The following is a 19,887-nucleotide window of genomic DNA, read 5'->3' on the forward strand; positions in this document are numbered from 1 at the left end:
GCAGGGTTCCGGCCCGCGATGCCTGAAATATAGATGGGGCCGCATCGGTCTTTGTTGTAGGGGCGGCACAAAAACGTGATCAGCGCCCCATCATCAAGCGTAAGTCGATCCGCCGCACAGCAATGCTCCTGCACCGTGACGGCCGCGCCTCAGTCGAAGATATCCTCGAGCACGTCAAAGGCCTCTTCCAGCGCCTTTTTCCACAGCGACTTGCGGCGCTTCTTCTTTTTCGCCTTCACCGGGCGCTCGGGTCGCGACGCCCCTCCTGCAAAGCCATGGGGCGCGGGCCGCTCGGGCGAGCGCTTCACGCTCTCGCGGTGCCTCTCTGGCGGCTTGAGCCACTTCATCTCGTGCAGGGGCGCGCCGCACGCGCCACAGGCCAACTCATGGCCATGGCGCGCGGTCAATTTCAACGTCTGTCTGCGCCCGCAGTAGGAGCAGGTGGCAATCTTCGTGGCATGCATGGGCTACCCTTTCGTAAGGGCATATAGGGCCACGGCGGCGGCATTTGAGACGTTGAGCGACCCGAAATCGCGCGCAAAGGGGATTTTGGCCAATTCGTCGCAGAGCCCCCGGGTCCGTTCGCGCAAACCGGGGCCTTCCGCGCCCAGAACCAACGCGATGTGGCTTTCCGCGTGGCGTGCGGCAACCGCACCGATGTCCTCTGCGCCCTCTTCCGCCAAGCCGACCATCCAGAAGCCGTCTGCCTTCAAGGCCTCCATCGCGTCACCCAGGTTGCCGACGCGCGCATAGGGCATCCGCTCCAATGCACCCGACGCCGTCTTGGCCAAGGCCCCGGTTTCCGGCGCCGAATGGCGCGCGGGGGCAATCACAGCACGGGCCCCGAAGACCTCGGCCGAGCGCAGGATCGCGCCCACATTGTGCGGATCGCTCACCCGATCAAGCAGCACCACCACAGAGCGTTCGCTGCCGTCACCCCGTGCCAAAGCACGCCAATCGCCCCAATCGAGCGGCTTCACCTCCACCGCTGCCCCTTGGTGGACCGAGCCCGCATCCAGCGGCACCGGGAACTTGCGCGGATCGGCAATCTCGGCCTCCAGCCCGCGCGCGGCGATTGTATCGGCCAGCTTGTCGCCCGCATTCTTCGAGACAACCAGCCGCAGCACCTCACGGCCAGGATTTGACAGCGCGTCGCGCACCGCATGGAGGCCGAACAACCAGATGGTTTCTGCCGCCGCCGCGCGCTTTCCGCGCTCTTTATCGATCACCCAAGTTGGTTTTTTGGCCATGATGCCCTCAGCCTCCGTCTGCGTTCTTCTTACTGCGCAGCCCTTGGGACGAGCGCAAGGCGCATTCCCGCTTGACCCCCCCGCCCCGCGTCGATATTCCGCCCCCACGCCGGAGTGATCCGGCCCCGGTGGGCGACAGGCCGCAAGGTGTGGCAGGGGACTGTAACTCCCTCGAGGCGACTCACGCCTGGTTCGATTCCAGGGTCGCCCACCATTTTATTTAAAATCAATAGCTTAGATGGTGCAATTTCCCGGTGCGACGCACAGGTGAGACACAGACGATGCGCCATGCAGCCTACCTAAGCACCTCACGACACGGGGTTTTCTACTTCCGTTGGCCGATCCCAAATTATTTGCACCCACAGCAACGAAGAAGGCCACGTGGCCCACGACCCTCCCCGATCAGATCGCAGCCGTTAGAGAGGCCCTGCAAGCGTCTGGTGAGGCGTCCCCGGAACAGATCGCCCGGCACTTCAAACGCGCCCGCACGACCAGCGTCCAGCCGCTCCTCGAAAGCCTCGCGGCATTGGGTCAGGCTACGGCATTGGGAGGTGGAAGGTTCTCATCTTGAAGGTCAACTGCCAGTCGGGAATGGCAATACACACGTGAGAAAGAATACTAGCGGTCAAGGCGTTAGCACTATTTCCGACAAGGGTCACACGTGCCACTCACAGCCCCAATCACATTATGTTGGAGGCAAGCCATGAGCATCACAATTGCTTACCTGTTCTATACCCTCGCACTCGCACTTGCCGTCTACGGTGCCTACTTGGGCAAAGTCGTCGAGGCCTGCCTAAAGATAGGTACTGCGCTGGAAGGAGCGCCCGGACCCAAGGGCTTTCAAGATGCCATTACTCCACCGGAGACGACCAAAGGCATCATGGTCAACTGGGTAGCCACGGCATGTATTCGGGCGAGAGACCGTCCTGCATGGTCACCGGCGCCGCTGCCAGCCCTGAGACCATGCGCGTATTTCCGAGGGCTTCATAGGCGGACATCATGAGGTCGTGGGCTAAGACCTCCGACCTGAGTTGATGGGAGACCTGTGCCATCCCGACGTAGGCGATGAAGCGGTCGGGGGCGGCCTCTGCAACCTGAATACCGAGAAAGCTACCCCAGGAATGGCCGAGTAGAATGATACGGTCCTGCCCAAATCGTTCCCTCAGGTAGTCGGCAACCTCGATAGTGTCGGCAATCATTTGCGAGAGTGTCATGCTATCGTCGGGGATGTTCCGGGAATAGGACATGCCAGCCCCACGCTGCTCCCACCAAAACATCGTGAAGTCCCGCTCAAGACCCGTTGGATAAGTGTCATTCATGAAGAATTGAGGCATCCCCGGTCCGCCATGGAGACAGAGGACGACAGGGTTCGAAGGGTCATGGCTTTCAATGATCATGGTCTGCCGAACACCACCGATCTCGACCGTGGTGCTTTCTGATAGGCTTCCGGGAATGCCATTGCCCTCGCGGTCCGTGAGAGGTCGCGGTTATCCCGGGCTGAGGACTACCAAGACCGCAAAGCTGACGAACAGAATTGCCGCGACGATGATCAGAAAACCAAAGACTATCACACGCTTTCTGCCTCTTGTCCGCACTGCCATTTCATCCGCCCCTATTCGCCCCGTGCAATCAGGTCTGCCTCCATTGCATCGAGTGTCACGCGATCAAGTAGCCGTCCGTTAGCGACCACTGCCATGGGACGGCGAAGAGTGGCCAGGTCTGCAAGCGGGTTGGCCTCCAATAGAACCATGTCGGCCCGCTGACCCTGCGTGATCGTTCCGTCCTGATCGGGCAAACCGAAAAAGCGAGGTGGTGCGACAGTGGCGGTATAGAGCGCCTCCTGCGGCGTTAGTCCGGCATCGACGTAGATGTCCAACTCATCCAGCAGCGAGAACCCGTGGAACAGGTAAGGGTTGGCGAAAGACGCGTCGCTGGCAGCCAGGATCGGCACCCCTGCGGCGTGGGCCATCGCAAATGTCTGTCTATCCAAAGCAATTGTTGCTTCGGCAAGTTCGAGCACTTCGTCCGCAACCGCCTCCAGCCGGAAGTCGGGGCGTCCCCACGCCTCTCGCACCTCGGCGGGGATCATCCGCATACGAGGCGCATCCGGAGCAGGCCAGTTTCCGATGTAGAAATCTGCAACCACCAGCGTCGGACTGACATGGAGGGCCGCATCTACCATATCGGCGAGAACAGATTCGCACAGCGCCTCATCCCATGACGACAGAATGATGCCATTGCGATCCGCCATCAGACCAAAGACTTCATCCAAATCTGCGTTGCGTGCCATGGCCTCGCTTAGGGCCTCCACCATCTCAGCTTCCCGCGTGGAGCAGGCCATTGGAATACGACCGAAGTGCTCCATCCCCGCCTGACCAACCTCGATCGCGGTGGCAAGCGTCACTTGCTCGGGGATATGGCCAACCAAAGGCAGGCCCGCCTCTGCGGCAGCCTCGGCAAGCGACCGATATGTTGGCTCGCTGAGCATGGAATAGGCTTTCACAGCGTCCCATCCTTCGCTCGCGATCTGACCAACGACTTCTGCGGCCTGGCCCGGTGTGTCTGCCAGGAACATGCCGGGCCAAGACCCCGGCGATCCATCCACCCAGGCTCCAGACAAAACAATCCTTGGGCCCAAGACTTCCCGCGCTTCGATCTGCGTTTGAAGCGCTTGCTGGTCTTCGAAGGGCCATAGCGCCCCCATGTCTCGAATACCGGTCACCCCATTGATCAGATAAAGTGGCAGCGCGGTCGCAGGCTCGGCTGGGGACGAAAAGATATGAACATGGCTGTCCCAAAGGCCGGGTATCAGATAGCCAGCGTCGCTGTCGAACGTTTCAAGCGGCCCCGTCGGGATGGTGAGATCCGCACCGACCTGCAAAATCATGCCGTCTTCAATCAGGACCGATTGACCCGGTGTGACTGTTCCGGCCTCTACATCGACAATGGCAACGTCTTCCAGCAAGACCATAGACTGGGCAGTTGCCTGACTTCCGAAGGGCAAGGTCGCCATCAATGCAAGAATGCAAACACACTGAATTTTCATCATATTCCCCTTCGAGAGGTTTCCCTCAACAACGTGTTCGCACGGGCCAAGACACTGTTGTGATTATTCCTGTGTGACCGCCCTAATCAGCAGGTCCGCAAGCGCCGCTTCCAGCGCGGGGACCAGATCGGTGCTGTCATCAACAATCCCTGCATCGGTGTTGATCTGGAACGCGATGGTGATGCCATGGTCGGCACAGTGCCGAAGGCTTGTCACGTAACCCGGCACCCAACCGCCGTGGCCGTAAACCGGGCCGAGGGGCGTATTGGCGTAGATGGCAACGCCGCTTCCATAGAGGATGTCAGGGGCGTCAGGGTGAACAGGCACCGCATCAAGCAGCCTTTCCAGATGCGGAGTGTTAATCGCCTCGCCGGTGAACAGCGCATCACCCCAGTATGACAGGTCATGTGAAGTAGAGATGAAGCCTCCTCCAGTCCATTCGATGGCCGGATTCCAGAGTAAGGCCCCCCCCTCATCATTTGTCCGTATCGGCAAGCCGAACACGTTGTCTTCGATCGTGTAGCCGACAGCCAGATCAGCAAGCGCCGGAGTGACCGAGGAGGTCGTCGCATCAAGACCGATTGGAACCAGGAAACGCGCCGACACCAAGTCAAAGAAATCCGCCTCGGATGCCGCCTCGATCACGAGCCCCAGAAGCAGGTGGCCTGTATCGGTGTAGGACCATCCCCGGCCGGCTTCAAACAAGGGATCGCGCCCCAGAATGAACGTGATGGCATCCTCAGGCTCAAAAACGCCATTGGCACCAGCGTCCAACATACGCTGAGCCACCCCTTCCAGGTGAACATGGTCGGGCAGACCGGCGCTATGGGTCAGTAGATGCCCCACCGTGACCGTCGATGCATTGGGCAACGCATCGAACCAGTCCTCGCCACCCAAATAGTCAGCAACAAGGTCCGAACGGCTCAACACACCGTCGCTCTCCAGAGCGAGGACCAAAGCGCCAACAATCGTTTTCCCGACGCTTGCCGCGAGCATCCTGGTATTTGGTGTCGCTGCTATACCAGCCTCGGCATCCGCCAGCCCGACCGCGGCATCCCCAACACTCCCATCAGGCAAGGCGTAGGAGACAGTGGCTCCGGGGATCGCATAGGTTTCGTGGAAGGCAGACAGCAGGTTTCGCACCTGCTCGGAAAGGTCATCCGCGTTGGCGGTCACCAAGGTTGGCAACGCCACCGTGAAGGCCAGGATGCTTGCGAAAGTCAGCTTGACCCGGCTCATCGCTCGTGTCCGGTTTCGCCGGGAATGACCTCGGTTGCGGCATCCTCCCGAGTGAACATCGTGTTCCGGTTACACCATACGACGACAGCGGCCACGACAACGAGAATCCATGTGTCATAGGGTTGCGCATCAGGCCAGAATGGGTTGATCAGTTGCCAGTGGAATAACATCGGCCAGAGGAGACCACCGCCCGAACGATTGAAGATCGGTGTCACCAAGACGGCAAGCGTGATGTTGCCCACGAAGAATGGCAAGAAGTTCCATTCTGCAAATACGGTTCCAGACAGAAAGAACGCCGGAAGGTGCCAGATACCCCAGATTGTTCCGATGATGACCCCCGCCCAGATCGGGGCCATATGACGTTGCAGGATCGGTTGGGCAACGCCCCGCCAACCGAATTCTTCGATGGGCCCAAGAAACAACATCATGAACAAGACAGCGACCATTGCCGCGACGCTTTCCGGCGGGATTGGTGCGAGCAATGGGCCGCTCTTCAGTAAGGAACCGGCCATGTAGACAATTGGGATGACCAAAAATATGAACGCCGCCCACCCAGTGGAACAGCGCCACATCAGCAACCGCGACAGGAAAGCTTTCAATCCCGCGACCCCGCCGAAGTAGAGAACGAGGATGAAGGCGGATATGGCCGGTGCCCAAGTTGCCGCGAAAAAGAACGGATGGGACCCGCTGATCTCACCAAATGCCTGCGACGCCCATTCCGGGGAAACGATGTAGACGCCGATAAGGGTCCACGTGATGCCGAATGTAATCAAGAAGTAGGCGGCGATGGCCAGCGGTGGGACTCGCCTCGGATGTCCGGCAGTAGGAGTTGCGACTTCGGTCATGGTCTTAGCCTCCAGAATGCAGTGACTGATTGTGCCTCGATACGCTCTCCATCCCCTGAGACATTTGACTTTGATCAATGCAGACTCGGACGTGCGCGGGCGGGCACATTCGACAGGCTTTGTGCAACGCAATTGAGCAAAAATCCCAAATCCATGACGCTTCCGAATATAAACTGACCTGTCAGCGAGAGTGGGCCCACGTCAGGTGTGACCGCTGGCAAGTGAACAAAAAACTGTTGCGCCTCTACCGCGAGGAGTGGCTGCAAGGACGCAAGCGCGGCGGCCGCAAGCGAGCCTTGGGGATACGCAGACCAATGCTGGTGCCTGAACGGCTCGATGAAAGTGATCGGTAATGCTGTCCTCAGAGAGCGCCAGGAAAGCCGGATCGATTGGCACGATATCGCGCCGCGCAAGCCGATGCAGTTCGCCGTCATCGAGGCCTTCATCGGCCGCTTGTGAGAGACGCTTTTGAACGAAACCCTGTTCTCCTCGCTGAACGAAGCCCGCAGAACGATCAGCTCTTGGAAGAAGAACTAAACCCGGGGAAGACCCCACTCATGCCTCGGCAATCTAGCGCCGCAGCAACTTGCGTTGAAACCAAGATTGGAAACCAAGGCCGTATGAGGCCAAAAATCAACTGTCGCATTCCCCCAAAGGGTGGAGGAACGTCGCGGCTCAAGCCACTCACCATTTTCTTCCGCAGCCTAAGCAGGCTCAACTGCCAGAGACCAGACGCCAGAAAAAAACACCACTCATCCCGAAGCCGATCAAGCCCACCAGCGCGCGAACAGCTGGTTTGGGCAGGCGTCGCGCAAGCGGCGCACCCGCGTAACCGCCCAAGGTGGCCGCCACCATCATCGCCGCCGCGTAGGGCCAGATCACAAGGCCTGCCGCCGCGAAGATGCCGACCGAGATCAACGAGATCACGAAGCTCAGCCCGTTTTTCAGGCCATTCATCTGGTGGATATCGCTCATCCCCCAAAGCGCGAACAGCGCCAGCAGCACGATGCCAAGGCCACCGTTGAAATAGCCGCCGTAGACCGAAACCGCAAAAAGGCCCATCGCGCCCTCGGGCGTCACGGCGCGGGCGCGGGCGGCGGCGATGGCGCGGATCTTGTCGCCGTAAAGGAAGGCCAGAGTGGAAGCCAACAGCAGGAACGGGACGACGGCCGAGAACGCCTTGTTTGACGACACCAGAAGCAGGCCGGACCCCACGGCCGCGCCCGCCAGCGCGATGACGCTCAACCGTGCGATACGCGCGCGGTCGAAAGCCGCCAGTTCGGCCCGGAAGCCCACGGCACCCGCCAGATAGCCCGGGAAGACGGCCACGGCGCTGGTCGCATTGGCAGCCACGGGTGGCACACCCACGGCGACGAGCGCCGGGAAGGTCAAAAAGGTGCCGCCGCCCGCGATGGTGTTCAGCACGCCGGCCCCGAAGGCTGCGGCGCAAAGGATCAGAAAATCAAACATGACGCCTCGGTTAAACGCAAAACAGCCCCGCCGAAAGGGCGGAGCTGCTTGTTGACAAAAGACCGGGCTTCAGCCTTTCGGCAAGCTGCCCCCGCCGTGACCAGACATCCCGCCCGAGACTTCCTCGGTCGCCTCTGCGGCCAAGTCTTCCGGCAGCACGAGGTTCAGCACGATGGCGATCAGCGCCGCAGGCAGAAGGCCCGAGGTGGCGAGGATGCGGATTGTGTCGGGCAAGTACTGCACCGCCTGCGGGTCCAGTTGCAGGCCCAGGCCCACCGACAGGGAAATCGCGAAGATCACCATGTTGCGGCGGTTCCAATTCACGTCCGACAGCATCGAAATACCGGCGGCCACGACCATGCCGAACATCACGATGACACCACCGCCCAAAACCTCGATCGGGATGGTGCGGATCACCGCACCGACCTTGGGCACAAGGCCGCAGACGATCAGGAAGATCGCGCCGATGGTCACGACGTGGCGGCTCATCACGCCGGTCATGGCGATCAGGCCCACGTTCTGCGAGAAGCTGGTGTTGGGAAAGCCGCCGAACATGCCCGCAATTGCGGTGCCGACACCGTCGGCGTAGGTGGCCCCGGTGATCTCCTTGTCAGTCGCTTCACGACCGGCACCGCCCTTGGTGATGCCGGACACGTCGCCCACGGTCTCAACCGCCGAGACGAAGGCCATCAGGCAGAAGCCCACGACCGCCGCAATCGAGAATTCAAACCCGTAGCGGAAGAATTCGGGCAGCGCGAAGGGCGCCGCGCGCGACCAGCTTGTCCCGATCCCTTCGATCGTGACCATGCCCATCGCCAGCGCGTAGACGTAGCCCACGAGGATGCCGATCACGACCGCCGACACCGACAACATGCCGCGTGCGAAGAACTTCAGGCCAAGTGTCACGAAGACAACGACCAGCGCGGCGGACCAGTTGAGCAGGCTGCCATATTCAGGCGAGTTGATCGCCGGAACACCGCCTGCCGCGTACTGAATACCTACCTTGACCAGCGCCAGACCGATCATCGTGACCACAAGGCCCGTGACCAGCGGCGGCAGGGCAAAGCGGACCTTGCCGATGAATGTTCCCAGCAGTGCATGGAACAGACCGCCGATCAGGACACCGCCGAAAAGCGCGGGCAGCGCCTCGACCCCCTGCCCCGCGACGAGTGGGATCATGATCGGGATGAAAGCAAAGCTTGTGCCCTGAACGATGGGCAGACGCGCGCCCACGGGGCCCAGACCGATGGTCTGGAACAGCGTAGCGATGCCTGCGAACAGCATCGACATCTGGATCAGATAGGTCATGTCGGGAAAGCCATTGGCGCCAGCATCCGAGCCGAAGCCGAAGCCCGCCGCTCCCGCGATGATGATCGCCGGGGTGACGTTGGAGACGAACATCGCCAGCACGTGCTGGATGCCCAATGGAATGGCGCGGTGAAGCGCCGGTGTGTAGTCCGGATCGCGAAGTTGCTCCGGTGTCCCTATTGCGGTGTCAGCCATGGTTTTGTCCCTCTCTGGTTGACTGTTTTTTTCAGTTTTTTGTTATCGTTAGCGGCTGTTCCAGCCGGTGTTCTTCAAGATTGTTGCCCGCCCCGATCCGATCGATCACCGCGAACAGCCCTGAGCCTTCGATGGGCGCCAGCACCCCGTGCCAGGTGTTGCGCGCGATGTTCACGGCCACATCGTTGCGCGCCACGAAAACTTCCGGCTGGCCGGGGTGCCCCCCCTCATCAGGGGCCACAATGACCAACAGGGCCGCGTCGGACATGGGGATGAAGCACTGAGAGCCAAGCGGGTGCCGCTCCAGCAGGTGGCAGGTGTAGGGTAGCGCACGCAGCTTGGACTGGAACAGGCTCAGACCCGGTTTGCCGTCGACAATGTCGATGTCCGCCAGATCGCCGAAGCGCTGGCACATGCCGTCGTTGATGGTGACGAATTTGCCCTTTAAAGCGATCACCTGCCCGAATGGCGCAAAGGCCTCGGGCGTGATCGGGACGGCGATCACAGGTCCATCCCCGGATGGCGGTTCACGTCCTTGTAGAGCAGGTAGCGGAACCGCCCCGGCCCGCCCGCGTAGCAAGCCTGCGGGCAGAACGCGCGCAGCCACATGAAATCGCCCTCTTCGACCTCGACCCAATCGGTGTTGAGGCGGTAGACGGCCTTGCCCTCCAGCACATAAAGCCCGTGCTCCATCACATGGGTTTCCGCGAAGGGAATGCAGCCGCCGGGCTCGAACGTGACGATGGTGACATGCATGTCGTGGCGCAGATCGGTGGGATCGACAAAGCGCGTCGTGGCCCAGGCGCCATTCGTGTCCGGCATGACCGTGGGCGCGATGTCGGCCTCATTGAGGAACAGCGGCTTGGGCCAGTCCAGCCCCTCTACCGCGTTATAGCGTTTGCGGATCCAGTGGAAGCGCGCGGGCCCGTCTGCATGGTTGCGCAATGACCAGCGCAATCCGGCGGGAAGGTAGGCGTAGCCCCCCTCAATCAGCGTGTGGGACTTTCCGCCCAAGGTGATCTCGATCGTGCCTTCGGTGACGAAGATCACCCCTTGCACACGGTCATCAGGCTCTGGCGTGTCACTGCCGCCCCCGGGGCCGACCTCCATGATGTATTGTGAGAATGTCTCAGCAAAGCCTGTCATCGGACGGGCGAGAATCCAGGCGCGCGTGGCGTCCCAGAACGGGAAGGACGAGGTAACGATATCCATCATCGTGCCCCGTGGGATCACGGCGTAGGCATCCGTGAACACCGCGCGATCTGTCATCACTTGGGATTGGGGCGGGTGGCCGCCCTGGGGCGAAAAGTAGCTGCGGTCACTCATTGGAACATGTCCTTCAGGCGGTGCAGTGCGATGCGTTCGACCTGGGTGCAGGCCTGCGCAAATTCCGCGTCACGGCTGTTGTCGAGACGTTCGTTAAAGGCGTTAAGAATTGACGCCTTATCGTGGTCGCGCACGGCAATGATGAAGGGAAACCCGAACCGCGCCACGTAGCGTTCGTTGAGGTCGGTGAAGGCGGCGCGTTCGGCATCGGTCAACTGATCCAGCCCCGCGCCCGCCTGTTCCGACGTCGATTCCGCCGTCAGCCGCTTGGCCTGCGCCAGCTTTCCCGCCAGATCCGGGTGCGCCGTCAAGACGCCAAGGCGCTCGGCCTCACTGGCCCTGCGGAAGATCCGCGCCAAAGCGGAGTGGACGCCGACGGCGCTATCGTGGGCGGGGCCAAGCTCCAGCCCGTGGGCACGTTCTGCGATCCAGGGCGAATGCTCGAAGACGCCCCCAAAGGCCTGCACGAAATCCGCGCGGGTCATTTGCGACGGGCTCAACGCTGGCGCCACATAGGGATGATGGGCCGCCCAATGCCGTGCAATATCAATGCGACGGGGCACCCACACTTCGTCGTGGGAGGCGACATAATCGATGAACCGCTGTAACGCCGCCGCCCGGCCTGGCCGCCCGATCAGGCGACAATGCAGCCCCACACTCATCATCTTCGGCGCACCCGCCTGCCCCTCGGCATAAAGCGTGTCGAAGGCATCCTTGAGGTATTCGAAGAAGTGCTGCCCGGTGTTGAACCCCTGGGGCGTGGCAAAGCGCATATCGTTCGCGTCAAGCGTGTAGGGGATTACCAACTGCTTGCCGGCATGCGTCCAGTAGGGCAAATCGTCGGCGTAATCATCTGATATGTAGTCGAAACTTTCGTCTTCCGCGATCAGGCGCATGGTATTTTCGGAACACCGGCCCGTGTACCACCCGCGCGGCGCTTCGCCCGTTACTTCGAAGTGCAGCGCTTTCGCGGCCTGGATGTCCGCGCGCTCGACATCTGGCGTGGCGTCCTTGTATTCGATCCACTTCAGCCCGTGGCTGGCGATCTCCCACCCCGCGTCCTGCATGGCGGCGACTTGCTCGGGCGCACGCGCCAAGGCGGTCGCTACACCATAGACCGTGACGGGCATATCTACGGCGGTGAACATGCGGTGAAGCCGCCAAAATCCGGCGCGCGCGCCGTATTCGTAGATCGATTCCATGTTCCAATGGCGCTGGCCCGGCCAGGCGGCGGCCCCCACGATCTCGGACAAGAACGCCTCGGACGCGGCATCGCCGTGAAGGATATTGTTCTCGCCACCCTCTTCATAATTCACGACAAATTGGACCGCGATCTTCGCACCATCAGGCCAATTGACCTGAGGCGGCGTCGCGCCGTATCCAATCATATCACGGCAATATCTGTCCAAGGCAGCCTCCTGTCGCTATCTTCGCATAAACCGGGATTAAGATTTGGTCTTTCAAGAAATTCTTGAAAGTGTTTCAGCGGAGGCGGCCGTTCCAATGGAAAGGCACTTGCCGCAGACAAGATGTGACCCAGAACGGAGGCACCCATGTCTGGCTATTTAACCACCCACGTCCTCGACACGGCACGCGGTTGCCCGGCAGCGGGCCTGAAGATCATGCTCTACGCCGTTTCAGGCAATTCGCACCGCAAGATTGCAGAGGCCGTGACCAACGACGACGGCCGCACCGATACGCCAATCCTGCCTACCGACACCTTCAAGACCGGCACCTTTGAGTTGGTGTTTTGTGCGGGCGACTACCTGCGCGCCTCGGGTCAGGCGGGGGACGATCCGCTGTTTCTGGATGAAATCCCGATCCGTTTCGGCATGTCCGATGCGGAGGCCCACTATCACGTGCCCCTGCTGCTGAGCCCGTTCAGCTACTCGACCTACCGCGGCAGTTAACGGCGTTAACCAAGTGCTGCGCGCAGTTTCTCGGACATGAAGTCCATGAAGAACCGGGACTTCGGATCCTGGTTTTTCTTGTGCGGATAGAGCAACGCCAACTGTGCGTTCGGTGGCGGTGACTGCGGGCAAACCTGTACAAGCGCCCCATTATCAAGATGCTCTTGCACTTCGAACCGAGGTTTGTTGACGATCCCGCGCCCATCCAGCGCCCAGTTCGTCAGCACATCACCATCGTCGCAAGCAAAGGGCCCCGTCACATCGAAGCGCTGGAAGCCGTCGGATGTGTAGAGAGACCATCGAAACTCTGTCGAGCCGGGGAACCGCAGCAACAGGCAATCATGTTTCTTGTTGATCAGATCGGCGGCATCGACCGGCGCGCCACGCCGCGCGATGTACTCCGGCGCGGCGCAGAGTACCCGCGGCAAGGTCGCGACGGGCTTCATCATCAGGCCGGAATCGGGCGGATTGCCGATGACGAACGCCACATCCAACCCCTCGCCGGTCAGGTCCAGCGCGCGATCCGACAGGCGCAGGCGGGTATGGACCTCGGGGTATTTCTCGCGGAACAGCGCCACGAAAGGCGCGATGTAGCGCCGCCCGATCCCCAGGGGGGCCGAGACGAAGATCGATCCGCGCGGGTTCAGCGTAATCTCATGGACGGCGGCCTCGGCCTCATCCAAAGCCTCCAACACCTTCAAGGCCTTGGGGTAGAAAATGCGCCCCTGCTCGGTCGGCTGGATGGACCGTGTGGTGCGGGTGAAAAGGCGAATACCAAGAGATTTCTCCAACTCTCCAATCCGCGAGGACGCCACGGCGGCACTCACCTGCAAGTCGCGCGCGGCCGCGGACATGTTCTCCAACTCGAAGACGCGCGTGAACATTCGGATGTTGTTGATGTTGGTCATCTCGCCCCATTATCAGAAAAAATTTGAAGCTGCTCGGGATAATCAGGAATTATCAGAGAACCCCACCTGCGTATACCTTCACCCCAAAGGGGACCAAAGCCATGTATGATCTTGCCGTTTTCACTGATTGGGCCGCCTTCGCCGTCCGCTGGCTGCATGTCATCACCGCCATGGCATGGATCGGCGCGTCGTTTTATTTCATCGCGCTCGACTTGATGCTGCGCCCCTCCCCCGACATGCCCGAGGGCGCCACTGGCGAGGAATGGGAGGTCCACGGTGGCGGCTTCTACAATACCGTCAAATACAACGTAGCCCCCGCCCGCCTGCCCGAGCATCTGACCTGGCACAAATGGCAAAGCTACTGGACGTGGCTGTCGGGCGTCGCGTTGCTGGCGATCGTCTATTGGGGCGGCGCCGAGATGTTCCTGATCGACTATGACAAGATCGAATTGTCTACCCTCCAGGCGATCCTGATCTCGGCTGGGTCGCTGGCCATCGGCTGGGTCCTCTACGATTTCCTATGCAAAAGCCCCCTCGGCAACCACCCCACGGCGCTGATGGGCCTGCTGTTCGTGATCCTCATCGTCATGGCCTGGGGATATGATCAGGTCTTCACGGGCCGGGCCGCGCTGCTGCATCTGGGGGCCTTCACCGCCACGATCATGACCGCGAATGTCTTCCTCATCATCATGCCCAACCAGCGCATCGTCGTGAAGGATCTGCAAGAGGGGCGCACCCCCGATGCCAAATACGGCAAGATCGCCAAGCTGCGCTCCACCCACAACAACTACCTGACATTGCCCGTCATTTTCCTGATGCTGTCCAATCACTATCCGCTGGCCTTCGCGACGGAGTACGCCTGGATCATCGCGTCGCTGGTCTTCCTTCTTGGGGTTTTGATCCGGCACTACTTCAACTCCATGCATGCGGGCAAAGGTGAGCCCCATTGGACCTGGGGTGCCTCCGCCGTGATCTTCGTAATCATCATGTGGCTGTCCTCGATCCCGATGAACCAGGATTATGATTTCGAGGCCGAGGTCATCGTGCCCGAACCGGTCCAGTACGTGGTGGCAAACGAGCATTATGATGATGTGCGCAACATCGTCATGGGCCGCTGTTCCATGTGCCACGGCGTCGATCCTGTGTGGGAAGGCGTCCGGTGGGCCCCGCGCGGGCTGCGTCTGGATGACGACGCGCAGATCGCGCTGAACGCGCGGATGATTTACCTGCATGCGGGCCGCAGCCACGCGATGCCGCCGGGTAACATCACCGGCATGACGGTTGAAGAGCGCGCGCAGATCGTGCGCTGGTACCAGTCGCTGGACCGCGATGTGGCAGCGCTCGACTAACCCCCTCGCACCTTGTACGCGGGTCGACTAGACAGGGGACAGGCAAGCGCGAAGGACACCCCCATGGCCCGTTCAATCGACCTGAATTCCGATCTCGGCGAGGGCTTCGGCCCTTGGTCTATGGGTGACGACGCAGCGATGTTGCAGATCGTGACCAGCGCCAACATCGCCTGTGGCGGCCATGCGAGCGATCCGGAAACGATGTTCGAAACCCTTTTGGCGGCGCGCGAAAATGGCGTCGTGGTCGGCGCGCATCCCGGCTACAATGATCGCGAGGGCTTTGGTCGCCGGGTGATCCCGATGGCGCCTGCGGAGATCATGCGCCTGGTCGCGGCCCAAATCGGCGCGTTGCAAGGGGTGGCGGCACTGGCGGGCACGAAGGTGGGATATGTGAAGGCCCATGGCGCTTTGGCGAACCTCTCGGCGCGCGATCGCAGTGTCGCCGATGCGCTAATCGGCGCGGTCCGATTGATCGACCCCGCGCTGCCGATCCTCGCCATTTCCGGCACCCAGACCGAGCAGGCCGCCCGCGCCGCACGGCAGCCCGTCTTTTCCGAGGTCTTCGCAGATCGTGGCTATTTGTCTTCTGGCCAGCTTGTCCCGCGCGGGCAGGACGGCGCAATGATCCACGACGCGGAATTTGCGGCGGATCGGTTGTTGGAACTGCTGGAGACGGGCCATATGCCGGTCATCGACGGCGCGCCGATTGCCTTGCAGGCCGACTCCATCTGCGTCCACGGCGACAGCCCCGGCGCGGTCGCGATGGCCGCAAAGATTCGGGCCCGACTGGAAGGGAAAGGTTTTGAAATAAAACGGTTCCTCGCCCTATGACGGATGTGCCCTCCTTCAAACCCGTGGGCGACACCGGTCTTCTTGTGACGCTGTCGGACGTCGCGGATGAGGCGGCAAATACCCATGTGATCGCGCTCGACCACGCCCTTGCCGCAGCCGAGGTCAACGGTGTTAAGGAATGCATTCCCGCACTGGTGAACCTGCTGGTTCACTTCGATCCGCTAATCACCGATCACGCGAGCGTCGAGGCCGCCGTGCGCGCGCTCTTTCCGCTGCCCGACATCACGGCCTCGGATACCACGACTCATATCATCCCAGTGTGTTACGATGCGGAACTGTGCCCTGACCTTCTGGCCACCGCCGAGGCAACAGGGCTGCCGCCCGAGCAGGTGATCGCGGCCCATGCAAGCGCCCGCCTGCGCGTCTCGATGTATGGCTTCGCGCCGGGCTATGCCTACCTGTCAGGCTTGCCGCCCGAGATCCACGTGCCACGCAAGAAAACGGCGTTGCGCGATGTGCCCAAAGGCTCGATCCTGATCGCGGGCGCACAATCGATCTTAACGCCGTTAACCATGCCTACGGGATGGAACATCATCGGCCGTTCCCCCGCCGAGGTCATCTCTGGAAGCCGTTTCCTTTTCGACGTCGGCGACACCGTCACCTTCACCCGCATCCCCCGCGCCGATCTGCCAGAGTGGTTGCAGACATGAGTACCGCGCGCTTCAAGGTCAGTTTCGCAGGGCCTTTGGTGTCGCTGCAGGACGCGGGGCGCACGAACCAGATGCGCTTCGGCGTGCCCGCCTCGGGCCCCATGGATCGCTTCGGATTTGCTGCGGCCCACGCCATGCTGGGGCAAGCGGCCGCTACGGCGATCGAGGTCTCTCTCGGCGGTTTGGTGTTGGAATGTGTGGACGGTGCTGTCACCTGCGCCGTTGCAGGCGGCGCGTTCAGCCTGAACGCCCAGGCCCCCGGTTGGCAGGCCTTGACCGTCGCGAAAGGCGATCGCCTGACGCTGCGGGCGGGAACCTGGGGCAGTTGGTGTTATCTGGCGTTTGCGGGAAGTATCGCCACTGAACAATGGCTTGGCTCCTCCGCGACCCATACGCTTTCAGGCCTCGGGGGCGGCACCTTGCGCGCTGGCGACACGATTGAAATCCACGATGCCGCTGTAAGACCCGGCCGTGAGGGCCCCTACGCTTGCCCCGACATCGCGCGCCCGGTGAGCGACATCTGTGTCATCCTCGGGCCGCAGGACCACCACTTCGCACCAGATGCAGTACACACGCTGACCGCCTCGCCCTATCGCATGACCGACGCTTTCGACCGCATGGGCGTGCGGCTTGACGGCCCCGCCCTGTCCCTTGGCGACGCCCTTTCGATCCCCTCCGAACCGATCCTGCGCGGATCGATCCAGGTCGCAGGCGACGGGGTGCCGGTCGTGCTGCTGGCGGACCACCAGACCACTGGCGGCTATCCAAAGATCGCGACCTTACTTTCCTCCGATACCGACCGCCTCGCGCAATTGCGCGCGGGTGACACGTTCCGGTTTCGCGCCGTCACCGCAGCCGAGGCCGTAGCCCTCACGCGCCGTGACCACGATGGGCGCGCGGCAGCCCTCGCCGCACTTTCAGCGCCGCGCGCGACGCTGGAACACCTACTGTCGCAGTCCAATTTGATCAGCGGTGTGACCAGCGACTGACCTCCGGTGAAAACAGGCCCCCGCCTGTCGCCTCTGGGCCAGAATCGCATCGACCCTCCGCCCAAGTTGAAGACACCAACAGAAGGGGAGAAACCGATGAAAACTCATGCACAGGCCGTCGTGATCGGTGGCGGCGTCGTCGGATGCTCTATCCTGTACCACCTTGCGAAGGCGGGTTGGAGCGATGTGGTCCTGCTAGAGCGTGATGAACTGACCAGCGGCTCCACCTGGCATGCGGCGGCCAATATTCACGGGCTTCACGACAGCACCAATATCTCTCGCCTCCAGCATTATACAATGAACCTTTACAAAGAGTTAGAGGAAGAAACCGGCCAATCCTGTGGCGTATTTCAGCCCGGCTCCCTCTATCTTGCGCAGACGGAAGACCGCGAACATCAGCTGCGCCTGCAAGAGGCAAAAGCGCGCCGCTACGGGATGAATTTCCACGAGGTCAGCCGCGATGAGGCCGAGCGTTTGCACCCTTTGGTGGACTATGACGGCATCCGGTGCATCATGTACGAGCCCGACGGTGGCAACGTCGATCCCTCGGGCGTGACAAACGCCTACGCCCTTGGCGCGCGGCAACGGGGCGCCGAGATCATCCGGTTTTGCCCCGTGACCGGCACGGACCCCCAGCCCGACGGAACCTGGATTGTACGCACCGCGAAGGGCGATATCCGCACGCCATGGGTGATCAACGCAGCGGGTCTTTGGGCCCGCGAGGTGGCGGCAATGGCGGGGATTGAGCTGCCGCTCATCCCGACCGAGCACCAGTACTTTGTCACTGAAACCATTACGGAAATCGCCGCAATGGACCGCCGCCTGCCCTCCGTCGCGGACCGTGATGGTGAGTATTACCTGCGCCAGGAAGGCCAAGGCCTTCTGGTCGGCGCCTATGAGAAAGACATGCGCTTCTGGGCCGAGGACGGCACGCCCCAGGGTTTCGGACACGAGCTTTTTGCCGATGACCTGGAGCGGATCGAGCCAAACATGATGCGCGCGATCGACCGTGTTCCGGTCGTGGGTCGGGCCGGCATCAAGCGGGTCATCAACGGTCCGATGATCTGGTCACCCGATAGCAGCGCGTTGTTCGGCCCCGTGCCGGAGCTGACCGGGTATTTCTGCTGTTGTGGTATCATTCCGGGCTTCTCTCAGAACGGGGGATTGGGTCGCCTTGCAGCGGAATGGATGGTGGAGGGGGAACCTTCGCTGGACCTGTTCGGCTGGGACCTTGCGCGCTATGGGCACTGGGCGGGCAAAGACTTCACCAAGGCGCGCGTGCATGACCAATATGCGCATCGCTTCAAGATCCACTTCCCCGGTGAAGAGCGCGACGCCGGGCGCCCTGTCCGCAATCGCCCGGTCTATGACATGCAGGCCGGAATGGGGGCCAAATTCGGCTTGAACTACGGCTGGGAACACCCTGCTTTCTTTGATAAAAATGTGGAAGACAGCGCGGGTTATGCACGGCAACCGTGGTGGGATGTCGTGGGCCGTGAAGCCCGCATGTTGCGCGAGAATGCGGGGATCATCGATATATCGAACTTCGCCAAATACCGTGTCGCAGGCCCCGGAGCAGAGGCTTGGTTGAACGCGCTTTTTGCCAATCACATGCCACGCGCTGTTGGCCGCTCTTGCCTGACACCGCTCATCGGAAAACGTGGCGGGGTCGCGGGCGACTTTACCGTCACCAAACTGGCGGAAGACGACTTTTGGATCCTCGGCGGGGGGGCCGCAGAGCGCTATCACCTGCGTTTTTTCCGCCAAGTGCCGCTGCCCGACGGCACGACCTTCGAAAGCCTCACCGAAGCCACCTGTGGCTTCAACGTTGCGGGTCCACAGTCGCGTAACCTGCTGGCCAGGTTAACAAATGCAGACCTATCAAATGAGGCGTTTCCGTTCTTCCGTTCGGCACAGATCACCGTTGCGGGTGTCGACTGCGTCGCGATCCGCGTCTCGTTCACCGGTGATCTGGGGTGGGAGTTGCACTGCGCCGAGGCTGATCAGATCTCCCTCTACACCGCCCTTCTGGACGCCGGCCGTGAGTTTGACGCGGGGCCCGTCGGCAGCCGCGCGTTAATGTCTCTGCGCCTTGAGAAGGGCTATGGGTCCTGGGGCCGCGACTACTCACCAGAGTACTGGCCGCATGAATCCGGCCTTGCAGGGCTGATAAAGAGAGACAAAGATTTCTTGAACAAAGACAGTTGGTTAAAAATTGAAGCTCATGCACCACGTGAAGATATGGTGCTGCTTTCCATCGACGCTACAACCGCTGATGCCTCGGGCGCTGAACCCGTGTTCTTGCCAGACGGCACGCCGATTGGGCAGGTGTCATCTGGTGCCTACGGATACAGCGTTAACCAGTCTTTGGCACTCGCTTATCTCAAATCAGGCAGCGCGAAACCGGGGGATGAAGTTCACGTCGCGATCCTCGGTCGTCCCCACACGGCCCGCGTCCTGGCAGAGCCCCCCTTTGACCCAAATGGCCAGCGCCTGCGCGGTCCTCAATAGGTTAACGCAAATCTCAGTAACCCCGTGACGCGCCCCCCA

Annotated in this window: 19 protein-coding genes, 1 tRNA gene and 1 pseudogene; 9 read left to right on the forward strand and 12 right to left on the reverse strand. The window is 61.3% G+C overall.

Annotated features, from left to right (window positions below):
• Positions 1 to 149 precede the first annotated feature (149 nt).
• A complete protein-coding gene (locus tag KUL25_RS07765; RefSeq protein WP_345790958.1) occupies positions 150 to 413 on the reverse strand; it encodes an eL34 family ribosomal protein in 264 nt (87 codons plus the stop codon).
• Between the two features lie 54 nt (positions 414 to 467).
• On the reverse strand, positions 468 to 1,250 hold the full coding sequence (gene rlmB / locus KUL25_RS07770) for a 23S rRNA (guanosine(2251)-2'-O)-methyltransferase RlmB (RefSeq protein WP_068362883.1): 783 nt from the start codon (positions 1,248 to 1,250) through the stop codon (positions 468 to 470).
• 130 nt (positions 1,251 to 1,380) lie between these two features.
• On the opposite strand from rlmB, the gene KUL25_RS07775 reads away from it, so the two are divergent.
• Positions 1,381 to 1,464: transfer RNA gene (locus KUL25_RS07775), tRNA-Tyr, on the forward strand.
• A gap of 670 nt (positions 1,465 to 2,134) precedes the next feature.
• Here the strand turns inward: KUL25_RS07775 and KUL25_RS07780 are convergent.
• The 4 genes from KUL25_RS07780 to KUL25_RS07795 form a co-directional block, all read right to left on the reverse strand.
• A complete protein-coding gene (locus tag KUL25_RS07780; RefSeq protein ID WP_257892429.1) occupies positions 2,135 to 2,647 on the reverse strand; it encodes an alpha/beta fold hydrolase in 513 nt (170 codons plus the stop codon).
• 215 nt (positions 2,648 to 2,862) lie between these two features.
• Complete coding sequence (locus KUL25_RS07785; protein WP_257892430.1) at positions 2,863 to 4,263, reverse strand: amidohydrolase family protein; 1,401 nt, start codon at positions 4,261 to 4,263, stop codon at positions 2,863 to 2,865.
• Positions 4,264 to 4,359: 96 nt separating this feature from the next.
• Positions 4,360 to 5,535: a serine hydrolase domain-containing protein gene (locus KUL25_RS07790; RefSeq protein WP_257892431.1), complete on the reverse strand. Its 1,176-nt coding sequence runs from the start codon at positions 5,533 to 5,535 to the stop codon at positions 4,360 to 4,362.
• Positions 5,532 to 6,380, reverse strand: a complete 849-nt coding sequence (locus tag KUL25_RS07795) for a CPBP family intramembrane glutamic endopeptidase (RefSeq protein WP_257892432.1) — start codon at positions 6,378 to 6,380, stop codon at positions 5,532 to 5,534. Before KUL25_RS07795 ends, KUL25_RS07790 begins: the two co-directional genes overlap by 4 nt.
• Positions 6,381 to 6,595: 215 nt before the next feature.
• Here KUL25_RS07795 and KUL25_RS21905 point away from each other — a divergent pair.
• Positions 6,596 to 6,706, forward strand: a pseudogene (locus KUL25_RS21905) (IS3 family transposase); the annotation flags it as partial.
• Positions 6,707 to 6,716: 10 nt separating this feature from the next.
• Positions 6,717 to 6,839 carry a transposase gene (locus KUL25_RS07800; protein WP_257892433.1) on the forward strand — a complete coding sequence of 41 codons (123 nt, stop codon included), beginning with the start codon at positions 6,717 to 6,719 and terminating at the stop codon, positions 6,837 to 6,839.
• Between the two features lie 255 nt (positions 6,840 to 7,094).
• Here KUL25_RS07800 and KUL25_RS07805 read toward each other — a convergent pair whose 3' ends face one another.
• The 5 genes from KUL25_RS07805 to puuE form a co-directional block, all read right to left on the reverse strand.
• Complete coding sequence (locus KUL25_RS07805; RefSeq protein WP_068355234.1) at positions 7,095 to 7,850, reverse strand: sulfite exporter TauE/SafE family protein; 756 nt, start codon at positions 7,848 to 7,850, stop codon at positions 7,095 to 7,097.
• Between the two features lie 69 nt (positions 7,851 to 7,919).
• Positions 7,920 to 9,353, reverse strand: coding sequence for a uracil-xanthine permease family protein (locus tag KUL25_RS07810; protein ID WP_257892434.1), 1,434 nt, complete (start codon positions 9,351 to 9,353; stop codon positions 7,920 to 7,922).
• A gap of 31 nt (positions 9,354 to 9,384) precedes the next feature.
• Positions 9,385 to 9,858 carry an ureidoglycolate lyase gene (locus KUL25_RS07815; RefSeq protein ID WP_257892435.1) on the reverse strand — a complete coding sequence of 158 codons (474 nt, stop codon included), beginning with the start codon at positions 9,856 to 9,858 and terminating at the stop codon, positions 9,385 to 9,387.
• Positions 9,855 to 10,679, reverse strand: a complete 825-nt coding sequence (locus KUL25_RS07820; protein ID WP_257892436.1) for a bifunctional allantoicase/(S)-ureidoglycine aminohydrolase — start codon at positions 10,677 to 10,679, stop codon at positions 9,855 to 9,857. The genes KUL25_RS07815 and KUL25_RS07820 overlap by 4 nt, the downstream gene beginning before the upstream one ends.
• Positions 10,676 to 12,088 (reverse strand): allantoinase PuuE, encoded by a 1,413-nt coding sequence (puuE, locus tag KUL25_RS07825; protein WP_257892437.1) that lies wholly within the window; start codon positions 12,086 to 12,088, stop codon positions 10,676 to 10,678. Before puuE ends, KUL25_RS07820 begins: the two co-directional genes overlap by 4 nt.
• 144 nt (positions 12,089 to 12,232) lie before the next feature.
• Between puuE and uraH the strand changes: the two genes are divergently transcribed.
• A complete protein-coding gene (uraH, locus tag KUL25_RS07830) occupies positions 12,233 to 12,589 on the forward strand; it encodes a hydroxyisourate hydrolase (protein WP_257892438.1) in 357 nt (118 codons plus the stop codon).
• A 5-nt stretch (positions 12,590 to 12,594) separates the two neighbouring features.
• On the opposite strand, the gene KUL25_RS07835 is transcribed toward uraH, so the two are convergent.
• Positions 12,595 to 13,497, reverse strand: coding sequence for a LysR family transcriptional regulator (locus KUL25_RS07835; RefSeq protein WP_257892439.1), 903 nt, complete (start codon positions 13,495 to 13,497; stop codon positions 12,595 to 12,597).
• A gap of 101 nt (positions 13,498 to 13,598) precedes the next feature.
• On the opposite strand from KUL25_RS07835, the gene KUL25_RS07840 reads away from it, so the two are divergent.
• The 5 genes from KUL25_RS07840 to KUL25_RS07860 all read left to right on the forward strand — a co-directional run bounded on the left by KUL25_RS07840 (position 13,599) and on the right by KUL25_RS07860 (position 19,848).
• Complete coding sequence (locus KUL25_RS07840; protein WP_257892440.1) at positions 13,599 to 14,846, forward strand: urate hydroxylase PuuD; 1,248 nt, start codon at positions 13,599 to 13,601, stop codon at positions 14,844 to 14,846.
• A 63-nt stretch (positions 14,847 to 14,909) separates the two neighbouring features.
• Positions 14,910 to 15,677 (forward strand): LamB/YcsF family protein, encoded by a 768-nt coding sequence (locus KUL25_RS07845; RefSeq protein WP_257892441.1) that lies wholly within the window; start codon positions 14,910 to 14,912, stop codon positions 15,675 to 15,677.
• Positions 15,674 to 16,348, forward strand: a complete 675-nt coding sequence (locus tag KUL25_RS07850; protein WP_257892442.1) for a 5-oxoprolinase subunit B family protein — start codon at positions 15,674 to 15,676, stop codon at positions 16,346 to 16,348. The genes KUL25_RS07845 and KUL25_RS07850 overlap by 4 nt, the downstream gene beginning before the upstream one ends.
• Positions 16,345 to 17,337, forward strand: coding sequence for a 5-oxoprolinase subunit C family protein (locus KUL25_RS07855; protein ID WP_257892443.1), 993 nt, complete (start codon positions 16,345 to 16,347; stop codon positions 17,335 to 17,337). Before KUL25_RS07850 ends, KUL25_RS07855 begins: the two co-directional genes overlap by 4 nt.
• A gap of 96 nt (positions 17,338 to 17,433) precedes the next feature.
• Positions 17,434 to 19,848, forward strand: a complete 2,415-nt coding sequence (locus KUL25_RS07860; RefSeq protein ID WP_257892444.1) for a GcvT family protein — start codon at positions 17,434 to 17,436, stop codon at positions 19,846 to 19,848.
• Positions 19,849 to 19,887: the final 39 nt, after the last annotated feature.

The organism is Gymnodinialimonas phycosphaerae, assembly GCF_019195455.1.
GTDB lineage: Bacteria > Pseudomonadota > Alphaproteobacteria > Rhodobacterales > Rhodobacteraceae > Gymnodinialimonas > Gymnodinialimonas phycosphaerae.